Origin of the sequence: Gilliamella sp. N-G2 (genome assembly GCF_002142215.1) — a bacterium.
In the GTDB taxonomy this organism is placed as follows: domain Bacteria; phylum Pseudomonadota; class Gammaproteobacteria; order Enterobacterales; family Orbaceae; genus Gilliamella.
In genome coordinates this window covers 147,755-163,561 of the sequence record NZ_NAST01000001.1, presented here as the reverse complement: position 1 = coordinate 163,561, position 15,807 = coordinate 147,755, and the positions used below count along the sequence as shown (strand labels likewise).

Below are 15,807 nucleotides of genomic sequence, written 5' to 3'. Positions count from 1 at the left end.
TAAAATTATCAATATCAAGCCATTAAATTATTTGAAAGCTCAATATATGAAATTTAATAGAGATTTAAATAAAATTTGTTTAGGTGTTTTTTCTGGTCCAGTTCCCTTTCATTTATATTCTTATTTGCGAAATTTAGACTTAAAAGAATATAATAAAATTTTTAAGGAACAGAGTTGTCTGTATACAGGGGATATTCCTTTTAATGCCACTAAAGAGATAAATTGCGTAGAAGAAATTAGGAAACTTATTATCAAATCTTATGCATCATTGAGCAAACTTTATTCAGAGTCGGAGGATTACGATTTTGAAAATAACTTTGATTGGCATATAGGAACCTTGCAAATACCTCATCATGGAAGTGGTAGCAATTATTCTGACGATTTTTTTAAACTAAAATTTATCAATGCGGTTATCTGTTTTGGTTCAAACAATGGATATGACCATCCTGATGAAATATTAAAGGAAAAACTCTTAGACAAAGAAAAAATTATTAAAGAGGTTAGTGATTATTATAAAACAAAGTTTAAGCAGAAATTTGAGATCAATAATTGAATGGATAGCGTTATCTATTTATTAAGCGACGATATTTATTTTAATTACTTTCAAATAATGGAATCTTCAATTATCTAAATATATGCTTCACTATGAAGCCAATTATGTTGAGATTTTCCTCGAAAATATTATTGATAATCTATCCATTTTTGACGTAGTTTATCTTGTAAACTAGTTACAGCAACATGTAGTTCATTAATACTAATTTTCATTAATCTAATCTTTCGTATTCAATATATATAAGGAGATTGAGGAAACTTAACACATGACTTATTTAAGCAATTTAATGTGCATAGTTGCCTATCTGCACCTACTCTAACCTCTATGGTATAATAATTTATAATTTTTTGCTTGCGTTTAGGCTATAGCGTAACTTATTGATAAAGCAAAATAGTATTCCAATAAAATCAAAGAACCTTTTAGATACTGGTATTTCAATGAATTCAATTTTAAATAAGTTTTCAATAGCTCCCATGCTCGATTGGACTGATAAACATTGTCGTTATTTTCATCGTATATTGACCAAACAAACCTTACTCTATACCGAAATGGTCACTACCGGCGCAATTTTGTATGGTAAAGGCGATTATCTTGCTTTTAATAGTCAGGAACAGCCGGTGAGTTTACAATTAGGTGGCAGTGATCCCATTGCATTGGCTAAATGTGCAAATTTAGCTGAGCAACGAGGATATGCTGAGATTAATCTTAATGTGGGGTGTCCATCGGATCGTGTTCAAAATGGTATGTTTGGTGCTTGTTTAATGGCTAAAACTGATTTAGTGGCAAATTGTGTTGCAGCTATGCAACAAGAGGTCAATATACCTGTGACGGTAAAAACACGCATTGGTATTGATAACCAAGATAGTTATGCATTTTTATGTGAATTTATTGAAAAAGTCATGCCATATACCACAACATTTATTGTGCATGCTCGCAAAGCATGGCTTTCAGGACTCAGCCCTAAAGAGAATCGAGAAGTGCCTCCTCTTGATTATGAACGAGTTTATCAACTAAAGCGTGATTATCCGCAGTTAACTATTGCCATAAATGGTGGCATTAAAACCATTGAAGAGATTAAACAGCATTTAAATTATGTTGATGGTGTGATGGTAGGGCGAGAAGCTTACCAAAATCCGATGCTCTTAACCCAGATTGATCAGCAAATCTTTGGCGATGATACGCCAATTATTGATCCGATTGCGGCAATACAAGCACTTTATCCTTATATCGAAACGCAACTTAGTCAAGGCGGACAGCTTAATCATATTATGCGACATACCCTAGGTATCTTTAATGGTAGAAAAGGGGCAAAACAGTGGCGACGTTACCTTAGTGAAAATGCACATAAGTCAGGGGCAGGAATTGAAGTTGTTGAACAAGCGTTGACTTTCATTCAATAGAGCTCAAGTTTTTATTTTTAATGCTACTACCTCTGATTGAACATGATGGATAAATCAGTATATACTAGCGAACAATTTTACTTAGGGTTCATTTTCTGTGCGTTTAAATTCAAGCCAACAACAAGCAGTGGAGTATGTCTCGGGGCCTTGCCTGGTATTGGCTGGTGCGGGTTCAGGCAAAACTCGGGTAATCATTAATAAAATTGCTTACCTCATTCGAGTTAAGGAGTATTTACCTCGACACATTGTTGCTGTGACTTTTACTAATAAAGCTGCGCGAGAAATGAAAGAACGTATTGCCCACTCATTAAGCAAACAAGAGGCCAGAGGGCTTAAAATTTCCACTTTTCATACGTTAGGTTTAGATATTGTTCGCCGCGAATATAAACATCTGGGAATAAAATCTAATTTTTCATTATTTGATGATCATGATCAATTTGCTCTGCTTAAGGAGCTCACTCAACAATGGTTTGAAGGTGACAAAGATCTTATTAACCAATTACGCTCTACCATCTCAAATTGGAAGAATGATATTATCGATTCAACTATAGCGATGGCTCGAGCACAAACCAATAAAGAAAAATTATTTGCCCACTGCTATCAACTTTACGAAAAACAACTTAAAGCATGTAGCATATTAGATTTTGATGATCTTATTTTATTACCGACATTGCTATTAAAAGCCAATGAAAAAGTCAGAGAAAAATGGCAAAACCGTATTCGTTATCTATTAATCGATGAATATCAAGATACCAATACCAGCCAATATGAATTTATTAAATTATTGGTAGGTAGCCGAGCTAAATTTACAGTTGTCGGCGATGATGATCAATCAATTTATTCATGGCGTGGTGCTCGTCCGAAAAATCTAGTTTTACTCAAGCAGGACTATCCTCAACTAGAAGTGATTAAGTTAGAACAAAATTACCGATCATCAGGAAGAATATTAAAAGTTGCCAATATTTTAATTGAAAATAACCCTCACATTTTTGAAAAGAAATTATTTTCCGAACTCGGTTATGGAGAACATCTAAAAGTCATTTCAGCCGATAATGAAGAACATGAAGCTGAAAAAGTGGTTAACGACTTAATTGGACATCGATTTGCCAATAATAGCCAATATGGTCAATATGCCATTTTGTATCGAGGTAACCATCAATCTCGTTTAATTGAAAAAATGCTAATGCAATATAGAATTCCTTATCGAATTTCAGGCGGTACATCTTTTTTTGCTCGAATTGAAATCAAAGATTTAATGGCCTATCTTCGTTTATTAACCAATCCTGACGATGATAATGCATTTATTCGGATTATTAATACCCCAAAACGTGAAATTGGACCTGCAACTATCCAAAAATTAGGTGAATGGGCCAATCAGCGTGGAGTGAGCCTATATCATGCAAGCCATGATATGGGATTAACGGAATTACTCTCCGGTAAACGTTTAGAAACATTGCATAGCTTTATTCACTGGTTTGATTCTTTGATTGAAAAATCACATATAGAGCCGATGGCTGCCATTCATGAACTCTTACATGATATTCATTATGAAAGTTGGATCTATGAAACCTCATCTTCGCCGACGGCTGGGCAAATGCGCATGCGTAATGTAGAACAGTTGGTAAGCTGGTTAAATGATATGTTACAAGGTGATGATATCGATGAAGGATTAACTTTAGAGCAGGCTGTAGCGAGATTTACCTTGCGTGATATGTTAGAGCGTAATGAAACAGAAGGAGAACTGGATCAAGTACAATTAATGACATTACATGCTTCTAAAGGGCTTGAGTTTCCTTATGTATATTTAATTGGCATGTCAGAAGGATTATTGCCACATCAAACCAGTATAGATGAAGACAATATTGAAGAAGAACGACGACTTGCTTATGTTGGCATAACTCGAGCACAACGGGAATTAACCTTTTCATTTAGTCGACAGAGAAAACAATTTGGTGAAACAGTTTATGTAGAACCTAGCCGTTTTTTACTTGAACTTCCTCAAGACGATTTAGCATGGCAAGATCAGCGTCATGAATTATCACCCGAGAAAAAGATGCAACAAGGGCAAAGTCGTTTAGCTATGCTAAAAGCACAAATAGCCAATGCTAAATAAAAGAATAATATTTCAATTGAGATAAGACAGCCATCAAACTGCTATCATGATTTATAATTAAATCTGACTAAATTATCAATGATATAAAAAGTTTAGGAAAGGGGTTTTTTAGGCTTAACAATAAATAAATTTTTATTTATTTTTAACAAAATACCCGATTTTAATTAGAAAAATTTTCAATATATCGATTATGTCATTAAATTGATGATATTTTGACTATATAACCTAATAATCGATTAAAAAGCATTGACGGATCAAAATAGCTTTATATAATACTCTGCGATATATTAATTCTGCTACTTAATGTCTCCTTAGCTCAGCTGGATAGAGCAACGGCCTTCTAAGCCGTAGGTCACAGGTTCGAATCCTGTAGGGGACGCCATTATAAAGACGAATCGCTGAGCCTGTTACTCTTTCAGCTCTACATTGATCCTTGATTTTAGAATCTTCCACTGCTTTAATTTGATCCTTCTCAACCTTATACTCAACGACAGGTTTTCTTATTTCGTTATAGAATGCTCCAAGTGCATAATTTATTTTTCTTCGTGTAGCATCAATTTTGTTTGGTTTGGATTTTAATATTGACACCAACTCCTTGCTAGCGTCATCGATCTCGTCAATTTTTTATTTAATTCCGCAGCTATTTTATAATACTTGTTTGCCCGCAATTGTTTTGCTATCTACGTCTTCAATTGTAACTGATGAATAGTATTTTACTATTGCGTCAATAAGTAGTTACACATCGTTATTTTCTTTAAAAAAATGCTTCACGGTTAGAATAATCCACTGGTACTAAACTTTTAATTTCGATAAAATTTGTCATTTTTATTATTCCTTTTAATCTATAGCTACTTCAATCATTCACTTAAACAGCATAAATAAAGCGTTGAACATTGTTAAAAAGATACAAAAAAGGGCGTAAACTTGTTTCCCTTCGTTAACTCATAATTGATTGCCATTTAATCGGTTTGTCTAACATTACGACCAGTATAGTCAATCGGTATGTTGTTAGTCTATACGACCTTTGGTCGTTCTGTTAATGATAACTGCCCACGCCGTTTGTGTTTATATTGAGTGCGCAACTCTCAAAGTACGAGAAGAGGATAGTCAACAGTAATTGCATTTGGTGGATTTAATATCATAAAAATATATACCTTTACTTTCATCCATAGCAATAAATTGCCGTTTTTTATCTATTCTTCGCCACAACTCGCTAGAAACAGATAACAGTGTTGGTTTTGAGTTTATGCGGTATTCATAATCTAGGAATATTGAGCTCCATGATCTTTTTACTAATCATTGTTTTCCTCCTTTAACCATTCTGGGCGCTCACCTTTACCACAATAAAAATCAATAATATCTAATAGGCGAGAGTAAAATTTAAGCCAGTCATCGCCCATATCAATAATGTTTTGTTTGCTAAATTGACGCCATTCACTAGCTGAATGAACCTCACAACCTACTCTGACATAATCACCACATATTGAAATAAAATATTTTTCACCAAATATAATGAAAGTTGATTCAGGTAAATCAGTACTAGTCAGGTTAATATCTTGTAGATCTGCATTATTCAGATCAACACCTCTCAAGTCTGCATTACTTAGGTCTGCACTACTCAGGTCTGTATAATCCAGATCTGCTCCTTTCAAATCTGAACCTTTCAGATCGGCTCCTTTCAGAGATGCACTTTTCAGATCTGTACCTCTCAAGTTAGCTTCTCTTAGGTCTGCTCCTCTAAGGTTGGCACCTCTCAGATCTGCACCTCTAAGATTCGAGCCTCTAAGGTTTGCTCCTCTTAGATCGGCATCATTTAGGTCAGCACCTCTAAGGTCAACACCACCTAAGTCTGCACCTCTAAGGTTGGCACTTCTAAGGTTGACACCACTTAGCTCTGCATCTTCCAATTTGGCATTTCTCAGGTCTGCTTTCTCTCCATTTTTGCCACGAGAAAAGATCCAAATTTCATGTTTTTCCAATATTTCATTCATTTCATTACTGTTCATCAATTCACCACGTTTTAGTTATTCATTAGTTAATTCAATGATAAAATTATAAATGTGATTTTTTTAACATTCATGCTGTTTTATATCTTAATTAAAAGCTCTAAATATTTTGCACCTAACTGCTTATTATTCTTGCTTTGATATTCACATTGTAGCTTGGTTATTATTAACACAATTATAGCGTTAGATTCGTTTTATAGTGACTAATTAATGATTTCTATTTTTCACATGCTTTTAAATTTTTCAAATAATGATAGAATCTATGACATACAGCTATAAAATAATTTAAAAGGAATTAAATATGGTGTTAAATGGTTGGGGAGTGTTTTTACTTACTTTGATTATTTATTGGTGGGTTTATTTTGCTGTTTTAGTGGTTGGTATATTGCTTTTATTCTCATCTCATAAATTTTTAAGAATTACTGGGATATTTTTTATAATTGTTCCTATATGTTGTTATCTCTTCATGTTTCTCTTCTTTATTTTTGCACCTAGGTTTTCAGTTGGTTAAAAAGAGCGTAACATAACCAACATTATAATAATTAAATGGTTTTTTGTTGAAAAAATTAATCAATAGTCATATCTGTTATGCTAATAAAATAACCCGCAAAAGCGGGTTATTTTTTATTCTGTGATTATTTGATTTTAGAAATCAATATCTAAACCTAGTTGGAAAGTACGGCCTGGAGCAGTAAACATATCTAGATATTTATGATCTGATGTACTATATAATTTATTATTACTTAGATAATCCCAATATTTTTGATCAGTAAGATTGTAGATGCCACCATTTAGCTTCACATTTTTGGTGATATTGATATAACCAGTTAAATCAACAATACCATGACCAGCGATTCTAAAGTAATCATCTTTAGATTTATCAATTGGTTTACCATCATTACCATAAGTTTCACGAGATGTTGCTTCGGCCTTTTTGCCTTTTTGGAAGGTTGCAGTAATCGCTACACCGTAAAACTTGTTTGGATCGTCCCATGCTAAGCCGATAGTGCTTTTCATTGGTGCAATGGAATCCATCTCAATATATTTATCACCTAAATAACTCGATTTTGATTTGCCTTGGTTATAACCAATTGCGAATCTGGCGCTCAAACCATTAACCGGTTCAATCCATTTTCCGATATTGAATTCACTGCTTAGTTCAGCACCATAAATATAAGCCTTATCACGGTTTTCAGATTGATAAACAATACGGTTACCAATGCCAACGAAGTCTTTTTTATAGCGAGTATAAGCTATAAAGTTTTTATATTTATTATAAAAAGCTGATGATGAAAGTGTCACACCCGATACAGGTTGTCCTTTTAAACCTAATTCAAAGTTGTCACTGGTTTCAGTTTTAAGATTTGAATCGCCTACTAATACATACATGTTGCTATGCGCTAAATAAGAGCCATAAAGTTGGTTCTGATTTGGCATTTGTGCTGCACGCTTATATTGCAAATAGGCAGTGAAATCAGGGGTAATGTCATACATAAATGCCATCGAAGGTAATACTTTAAAATCACTATTACCATTGTATTGTTTACCTAATTGACTACTACTTATTTTTGATAATGACATATTTTCAAGGTTACGCGGTTTAGTATTTTGGTAAACCGCTCTGACACCTGGAACTAAATAAAAATTATTACTGTCATTAACATTAAAGCTGATCCGATCTTCAAAGAAACCACCAAGTTGATAACTACGGCTATCGGCTTGTGGTTTACTGTAATCGCCATCAGGGAATACTATAGCATTTGGTGATTTAGCTGATGAGAAGAATGGTGATTCATCTTCACTCCATTTACCATTTAAACCAGCACTAATTCGTTGGTTATCATAACTTTTGATTAAAGTCGTAATGAAGTTATAGGCTTTAGTGTTATAGTTAGTTTGGGTATTAAAATCACCTTTAGTTTTGTGACGGAGGTCGGTATTGTCATAGACATTAGTGCGTTGATAATTCAATTGTGTAGTTAAACTATCAATCCAACTAATATTTGTCGGTTTCCATAGATCTTTAATTGCAAGATTGAAACGATTGTTTTTGCTTCTTTGATGATCAAATGATTCAACCTTTTTACCATATCTATCCCAAGTATCATAATGAGAGTTTTTGGTTTTATTATTATAATCAACTGTGGTGTTGATTAAATGTTCATCCGTCATTTGCCAACCAAAACCAGCTAAAATCGAGTTGGAGTGCCAATTTTCTGGATAACTATTGATTGAATCACCATAATTACGAGTTTGTTGACCATCACGTCGACTTAATACCAAAATACCATTTAGATACTCATCACCACCAGCCATCGTTAAACCTTGGTGATAACTTCTATCAGCACTGTCATAGTTGTTTTGAAAACCGAAATAGCTAGTTTTTCCGGGATATAGGTAATAACTTGCAGTTTTAGTTTGAAATGAAACAGAACCACCTAAAGCATTGTTAGCATTACTTACTGAAGTTGCACCTGATTGGATATCAACTTTATTGTACATATAAGTATCAATATAATCTCGCCCAATACCATAAGATCCAAATCCAGCTCGACCTACTGAATTAACCCGACCTTGGGCAATAGGTAATGGCATACCATCGATATCGATTGAAACACGGTTAGCATCTAAACCACGGATGTTATAACCGGTAAATCCACCACGGTCCCAACTACTTTTGCCACTACCTGAGCCGGAAATACTACCAGATGCTGATATTAGTGGTTGATAACGCATAATGGTTCCAAAATTAGTCCCACCATCACGGCGAATATCTTGCTCTGAAATTTCGGTATTTGTTCCGGGTTTTTTCGTTGCTTCATGAGCGGTAACGGTAATAGTATCAATGTCTTTTTCATCATTATACTTATCAGTAGCGAGAGCGGGTAACGCTAATGTTAAGCCTATTGCTAATGAGCTTGTCTTTTTTAATTTTTTAAAATTCACCTTTAAATCCTTTCATATTTAATATGCTTAATAACAAATATACGCATTTATTGCTTCAATTAATAAAAAATATTATTAAAATTATTTGACTACATTATTCAGGGTAAAAGCTTTGGAATAGCAATTTTGCTGCTTCATCAACTCGTGGACCAATTCCAAATAAATAACTATCATCAATAATAGTGATACGATTATTTTTAAATGCACTCGTTTCAGTTATCCCCGGAATAGTAGCAATTTTGTCTAATCCACCAAGTTGATCAATCGAATATTTATTTAGGATGATAACTTCTGGGTTAATAGCAATGATTGATTCAGCAGTATAGCTTTTGAAACTATTATGTTTTGCTAGATTCTCACCGCCTGCAATAGCAATTAATGCATCAATGGTGGTATTTTTGCCGGCTACTGAATTGGTGCCACTCATACTCATTAGTGATAGAACTTTAGTTTTTTGCGGGTGTGTTGCGATTTTAGTTTGAATATCGGCAAGATTGGTTTTAATTCTGTTGATTAATAATTCACCTTCTTTTTGTTTATTCAATTTAGAGGCAATTTTATTGATATTTTCGTATAACAGTTCAATAGTACCAGGTACACGTTGTAAAGCTAATACATCTACTTTGGATTCAGACACTTTTTGGATAACATTATCAGGTTCTACATCATTTAAAGTGATAAATAATGTTGGTTTAAGTGATAATACTCCCTCAATATTTAACAACTTCCAATAGCCAATTTGTGGCAATTGCTTAACTTTTTCAGGGTAACTACTGGTTTTATCAACGCCGACAACATCATCACCAGCGCCTAATGTAAAGACAATTTCAGTCAAAGATCCACCAGCAATAACAATTCGTTGGTTTGCTGAACTAAGGTTGATAAGACTATTGATACTAAAAATTAGCAAAAATAGACAAATCTTTTTTACAAACTTCTTCATGAGCTAATTTACCTACCATGGTTTTCCATTTAGATTGCGTAATATAGTGAAAATGAGAACCATTATCAACCTAAAATATCGATATATTTGTGAATAATGCATTGAAATATAGTTAACTATAAGATGCTAAAGAAACTTTTTTTCAAATAAATAATAAATTTATAATCAATATATTAGTAAAATAATATGCAAGTTTTTTATAAAAATTGTCAGAATTTTTAACTCAATAACCATATTATGGTCAATACAAAGGATTAATATGTTAATTGATGGCAATTTACAATGAATTTTAGATCCTTTTTTAACTCGAAAAATAAACTTTAAATTAACACATCCAAAAGTAGGAGATGTTTTTGTTCGTGTTTTGAATTAATAATCAATATTCAAACCTAACTGGAAAGTTCTACCCAGCGCGGAAAACATATTTAGATAGTTATGATCGGCAGTGCTATATAATTTATTGTTACTGAGATAATCCCAATATTTTTGATCAGTAAGATTATAGATCCCGCCACTTAATTTGATATTTTTAGTGATATTGATATAACCGGTTAAATCAATAATGCCATGGACAGCTATTCGAAAATAATCGTCTTTAGAATTAGAGATTGGTTTACCATCATTACTATAACTTTCACGAGAAGTTGCTTTGGCTTTTTTGCCTTTTTGCAGTATGGCAGTAAGCGCTAGCCCATAAAATTTATTTGCATCATCCCATGCTAAACCAATCACACTCTTCATGGGGGCTATGGAATCCATTTAAACGTATTTATCAGGTAAATAGCTTGATTTTGATTTACCTTGGTTATAACCTATTGCCAATCTAGCGGTTAAACCATTAGCTGGTTCAATCCATTTACCTATATTGAGTTCACTGCTTAATTCAGCGCCATAAATATAAGCTTTATCCCGTTTTTAGCTTGATAAACAATTCGGTTACCCATGCCAAAAAAGTCTTTTTTATAACGGGTATAAGCAATGAAATTTTTATATTAATTGTAAAAAGTTGAAGAAGAAAAGGTCACGCCAGAATTTGGTTCTCCTTTCAAACATAATTTATTAAAAAATGCTCATCTCTTGCTTCAATTGCTAAAAATATTATTAAAATAGAGAAATTACTTAATGAAGTTTTATTCAGGGTAAAAACCGTTAAACAGTTTAAATACTACCTCAACAACTCTCGGTCCGATTGCAAATAAATAGCTATCATCGATAATAACAATGCCATGGTTTTTATATGCATCTGTTTCGGTAATACCAGGAATGGTATTAATTTTGTCAAAGCCACCTAACTCTTCGATTGAATGGTTAGTTAAAATAATAACTTCGGGATTCATCGCAATTAGTGATTCACTAGTATAAGTTCTAACACTATTATGTGTTGCCAAGTTCTCACCACCAGCGATGGTAATTAATGCATCGATAGCGGTATTTTTTCCTGCTATAAAAATGTTTCCCTCCATATTCATGAGGCATAAAACTTTGGTTTTTTGTCGACGAGTAGCTGTTCTGTTTTGAATTAGCGAAAGATCATTTTGGATTCGCTTAATCAGTTTTTGTCCTTCCTTTGCTCTATCTAATTTAGCGGCAATTTTATTGATATTTTCATACAGTAATTCTACTGTACTTGGAACACGTTTAAGCGTTAAAACTTCGACTTTTGCTTGGGAAATCTTTTTCAGTACGTTAGCGATTTCCGCATCATCAAAACTAATAACCAAGGATGGTGTGAGGGATAAAACTGCTTCAATATTTAACAATTTTACATTACCAATTTGTGGTAATTGGTTAACTTGTTTTGGATATCGACTGCTACCATCCACCCCAACGATATCTTCTCCAGCACCTAGGTCAAAAACGATTTCTGTCAAAGCATCACCAGCAACAACAATTCTTTCATTTGCATAGCTTAAATTGATTAGGCTATTTAGGCTAAAGAGCAACAAAAATAACCAGATTTTGTTTATGAAATTTTTATTTATCACTTGAGTCATCGACCACAATTTTAAATCAGACAGAACACTATAATGAAAAAAATTATCAATATCAACTTTGACAAAGTAGGGTGTGGATTGAATAGAATTTTTAAAAAACATCCAGAATTAGGATGCAAATTGAACAGTTATTAAATAAATATTTAGTTCAGGATAAATAAACAGCAAAAAAATTAAAAAAATATTGATAAATGATAATAATTATTATTTAATTCACCGAGATTATTTTTATGAATGGATGTTATGAAATCATTTGATGTAAGTGCGTTTTACGCTTCAAATTCAGTTTTACCTTTTAAAGATCGTTGGGCAGTGATGCCATTACAAGCAAGCCTACCAGTACCACCGCAAGAACTAGAGCAGCAATGGAGTGTCCTGCAAAATTCAGATTTGTCTGGAAAAAAACGACTGATCTACATACATATTCCTTTTTGTGATATTCATTGTCAATTTTGTGGATTTTATCAAAACCCATTAAAAAAGTTTGATAGCAAGACTTATATTGATTATTTATTACAAGAAATATCCCTCGAAATAAATAATAAAGCTATGCAGTCGGCGCCAATTCACGCTATTTATTTTGGTGGAGGTACACCTTCAGCGTTAGCGGTAGGACAATTAGCACGTGTAATAAGTTATTTTAAACAGCATGCACCATTAGCGCCTGATTGTGAAATTACGGTCGAAGGGCGAATTTCTGATTTTGATGAAGATAAAATTGATAGTTATATTGAAGCTGGCGCAAATCGTTTTTCGATAGGTATTCAAACCTTCAATACTGCAATTAGACAACGATTGGGACGCCAATCATCTGAAAAAGAGATTATTCAAGGTTTTGAACGTATTGCTGCGCGTGATAGTGTTGCATTAGTTTGTGACCTGATGTTTGGCTTACCTAACCAGACACCGGCTATATGGCAAAGAGATTTAGAAATTGCTGATCAATTGCCACTTGATGGGGTTGATCTTTATTCTTTAAATCTCTTGCCGACCACACCATTAGCTAAAGGGGTGGAAAATAATCGAATCGCGATCCCATCGGTTACTGATAAGTGCAATTTTTACCATCAAGGTGCTGAATATTTAGCTAAACAAGGTTGGACCCATTTAACTAATGCTCATTGGGCAAAAACCAGTCGCGAACGAAATTTATATAATTTTTTGATAAAACAAGGCTCTCACTTTTTTGCATTCGGTTCTTGTGCTGGTGGAAAGCTAGACGGACAATCTTTTATGATCCATCGAGATTTGAGTCAATATTATGCTTTATTAGACCAAGGTAAAAAACCGTTGATGATGTTAACTGGCAAACCTTTAGTGGGTGACTGGTTGCACAAATTACAAGCTGGTATAGAAAAAGGGCGAGTAGATTTAACGCAACTAACCAATCAATCTGAACTCTTTGATCCACTTATCAAGCAATGGCATGAAGTCGGTTTGCTGCAAAATGAAGATCGTTGTTTACGCCTAACTTTATCAGGACGTTTTTGGTCGAGTAATATAGTTCAAGCATTGCAGCAATTGTTATTGCAACTTAATAATCCAGAACATATCGAATTACAACAGAAGATGGCCCAAGCTAGACAAGCCATGCAACAAGGTAATGGTATGCCTAAATCTCATCCACATATGCAAAACATCCAAGTAAAAACAAAAAATTAAAGGAAATTACTATGGCAGAAAAACAAACCCTTTTAGATAACCTTGCAGCTTATATGCAATCTAATCCAGAAGAACTGTTAGAAAAAATCGCTCAAGATCATAAAGTCACGCTAACACAAGTAATCCAAGCAATACCAGATGCTAAAATTGTTGATGGCAGCCATTTTGATGAAATTTGGCAAGAAGTAACCACTTGGGGTGATGTATTATTTTTAGTTCACACTGGTGACGTTATTGCTGAAATTTCAGGTGAATTACCACCGGGAACACATAGCCAAAAATACTTTAATTTACGTCACCAAAAAGGGTTAAGCGGTCATATCAAAGCAGAACATTGTCAATATATTGCATTTATCGAAAGAAAATTTATGAAAATGTCGACTGCTTCAATGATTTTCCTCAACCATTTAGGTCAATCCATGTTTAAAATTTTCGTTGGCCGTGATGAAAAGCATCAATTAAAAGCCGATCAACTAGAAAAATTTAGAGCGTTAGCCAAAAAAATTAATTAATTTGAAGAATAATAACATGAAAACAGTAATTATTTTTGGTGTTAGCGCCAAGTTAGGAACTGGTTATCAAGTATCGCAATTAATCAAACAATGCCACCCAGAGTGGCGTTGTATTGCTTTAGTCCGCGATGCTGACTTTGCAAAACAATTAGCTCAACAAAATATTGAAACCTATGTAGGTGATGCGACCGACGTTAAATTAGTCAAGGAAATTGGTAAGCAAGCTGGTTGTGATGCAACCATTATTTCAACTTTGGGCGGCGAAACCGGCAATTATATTGCGCAGCGTAATATCATTGATTGCGCTGAACAAATAGGGATCAAACAAATGATATTGGTGACCTCACTTGGTTGTGGTGATTCATGGTCAACCTTATCCTTACGAGCTAAACAAGCATTTGGTGATGCGGTGCGCGAAAAATCCTTGGCAGAAGTTTGGTTACAAACGAGTACATTAAATTATGTGATCTTAAGACCCGGCGGTTTACGCGATGGTGAATTAACCAATAACGGCCAATGCTATTTTGCTCAAGAAGTTCACGGTTTCGTATATCGTAAAGAATTAGCCAAAATAATCATGGATAAAATTGCAAATCAACAATTTGATAATCGTGCATATAGTGTTGTTGACCCAAGCCTTACGGTAAATTATTAATTAGATTTATGAGGTTAATCGGTGCGCAAATCTAGTCCACAAATATTGTTATTGGGATTATTCGCTTTATTGTTAATCTTAATAATCTATTCGGCAAACTCGGGAGCATTAAAATTATCCTTTACTCAATTAATGAGTATGTCATTTGATGATCCTCTATGGAATATTTGGTGCAATATCCGATTACCTAGAATTATACTCGCGGTAGTGGTCGGCATGGCATTAGCGAGTGCTGGCGCTGTTATGCAGGGCTTATTCAGAAATCCTTTAGCCGATCCTGGTTTATTAGGTATTAGCAGTGGCGCAAGCCTTATGGTGGGTATAACGATCTTATTTCCTGCTGTTTTTCCGCCCATTATGATGCTTTATGGCAAAATGGTAGCAGCTTTTGCCGGTAGTTTATTTATTTGTGTTTTGATCTATCTTTATAGTCTTAATGAGCAATGCAACCTTGCGAAGATGATTCTGTTAGGTGTAGCGATTAATGCCATCATTGGCGCAGTAATGGGCGGACTTAGTTACATCAGTGATGAATCACAATTACGTCAACTTTCGTTATGGTCAATGGGACATTTAGGTAAAGGGTCTTGGGATCTGGTATTCGTATCCATTTCTTTAATTTTTCCTGCATTATTTGGCGTCATCAAACTGGCTCATCAGCTCAACATATTACAACTTGGCGATGAAGATGCCCATTACTTAGGTATCAATGTTGAACGTATTAAACGTTATCTCTTATTACTTTGTGCCGTGTTAATTGGTACCTCAGTGGCGGTTAGTGGCATTATTGCTTTTGTTGGTTTAGTTGTTCCTCATATGATTCGTTTACAAATCGGTGCCAATCATAAATGGTTAATACCGGGTTCGGCACTTGGTGGCGCATGTTTGCTCTTATTAGCGGACACTTTAGCGAGAACATTAGTTGCGCCAACGGAAATCCCTGTAGGCCTTTTAACCAGTTTAATTGGTGGCCCGTATTTTCTTTGGCTTATTCTGAGACATAAATAACGCATGGAGATTTAT

General features: G+C 34.2%; 11 protein-coding genes, 1 tRNA gene and 1 pseudogene. 8 read left to right on the top strand and 5 right to left on the bottom strand.

What is annotated here, in order from left to right; translation table 11 throughout:
- Window positions 1-46: 46 nt before the first annotated feature.
- From B6C99_RS00780 to B6C99_RS00765, 4 genes are all read left to right on the top strand, one after another.
- Window positions 47-553 carry a hypothetical protein gene (locus B6C99_RS00780; RefSeq protein WP_086358072.1) on the top strand — a complete coding sequence of 169 codons (507 nt, stop codon included), beginning with the start codon at window positions 47-49 and terminating at the stop codon, window positions 551-553.
- A gap of 437 nt (window positions 554-990) precedes the next feature.
- Window positions 991-1,953: a tRNA dihydrouridine(20/20a) synthase DusA gene (gene dusA, locus B6C99_RS00775; RefSeq protein ID WP_086358071.1), complete on the top strand. Its 963-nt coding sequence runs from the start codon at window positions 991-993 to the stop codon at window positions 1,951-1,953.
- Between the two features lie 97 nt (window positions 1,954-2,050).
- Complete coding sequence (gene rep, locus B6C99_RS00770; protein ID WP_086358070.1) at window positions 2,051-4,066, top strand: DNA helicase Rep; 2,016 nt, start codon at window positions 2,051-2,053, stop codon at window positions 4,064-4,066.
- 305 nt (window positions 4,067-4,371) lie between these two features.
- Window positions 4,372-4,448: transfer RNA gene (locus B6C99_RS00765), tRNA-Arg, on the top strand.
- 910 nt (window positions 4,449-5,358) lie between these two features.
- Here B6C99_RS00765 and B6C99_RS00760 read toward each other — a convergent pair.
- The 5 genes from B6C99_RS00760 to B6C99_RS00735 form a co-directional block, all read right to left on the bottom strand.
- The gene (locus B6C99_RS00760) at window positions 5,359-6,072 is read right to left on the bottom strand and encodes a pentapeptide repeat-containing protein (protein ID WP_086358069.1); all 714 of its coding nucleotides are present in this window, start codon (window positions 6,070-6,072) and stop codon (window positions 5,359-5,361) included.
- Window positions 6,073-6,717: 645 nt separating this feature from the next.
- A complete protein-coding gene (locus tag B6C99_RS00750; RefSeq protein ID WP_086358067.1) occupies window positions 6,718-9,018 on the bottom strand; it encodes a TonB-dependent receptor domain-containing protein in 2,301 nt (766 codons plus the stop codon).
- A gap of 94 nt (window positions 9,019-9,112) precedes the next feature.
- The gene (locus B6C99_RS00745) at window positions 9,113-9,961 is read right to left on the bottom strand and encodes a hemin ABC transporter substrate-binding protein (RefSeq protein ID WP_086358066.1); all 849 of its coding nucleotides are present in this window, start codon (window positions 9,959-9,961) and stop codon (window positions 9,113-9,115) included.
- A gap of 369 nt (window positions 9,962-10,330) precedes the next feature.
- Window positions 10,331-10,702, bottom strand: a complete 372-nt coding sequence (locus B6C99_RS00740; RefSeq protein ID WP_086358065.1) for a TonB-dependent receptor — start codon at window positions 10,700-10,702, stop codon at window positions 10,331-10,333.
- A 389-nt stretch (window positions 10,703-11,091) separates the two neighbouring features.
- On the bottom strand, window positions 11,092-11,904 hold the full coding sequence (locus B6C99_RS00735; protein WP_158092413.1) for a hemin ABC transporter substrate-binding protein: 813 nt from the start codon (window positions 11,902-11,904) through the stop codon (window positions 11,092-11,094).
- 294 nt (window positions 11,905-12,198) lie between these two features.
- Here B6C99_RS00735 and hutW point away from each other — a divergent pair.
- From hutW to B6C99_RS00715, 4 genes and pseudogenes are all read left to right on the top strand, one after another.
- Window positions 12,199-13,503: pseudogene (gene hutW / locus B6C99_RS00730) on the top strand (heme anaerobic degradation radical SAM methyltransferase ChuW/HutW); the annotation flags it as partial.
- 125 nt (window positions 13,504-13,628) lie between these two features.
- Window positions 13,629-14,129, top strand: coding sequence for a heme utilization cystosolic carrier protein HutX (hutX, locus tag B6C99_RS00725; protein ID WP_086358062.1), 501 nt, complete (start codon window positions 13,629-13,631; stop codon window positions 14,127-14,129).
- 16 nt (window positions 14,130-14,145) lie between these two features.
- Window positions 14,146-14,784, top strand: coding sequence for an NAD(P)H-binding protein (locus tag B6C99_RS00720; protein ID WP_086358061.1), 639 nt, complete (start codon window positions 14,146-14,148; stop codon window positions 14,782-14,784).
- 21 nt (window positions 14,785-14,805) lie between these two features.
- On the top strand, window positions 14,806-15,792 hold the full coding sequence (locus B6C99_RS00715) for an iron ABC transporter permease (RefSeq protein WP_086358060.1): 987 nt from the start codon (window positions 14,806-14,808) through the stop codon (window positions 15,790-15,792).
- Window positions 15,793-15,807 lie beyond the last annotated feature (15 nt).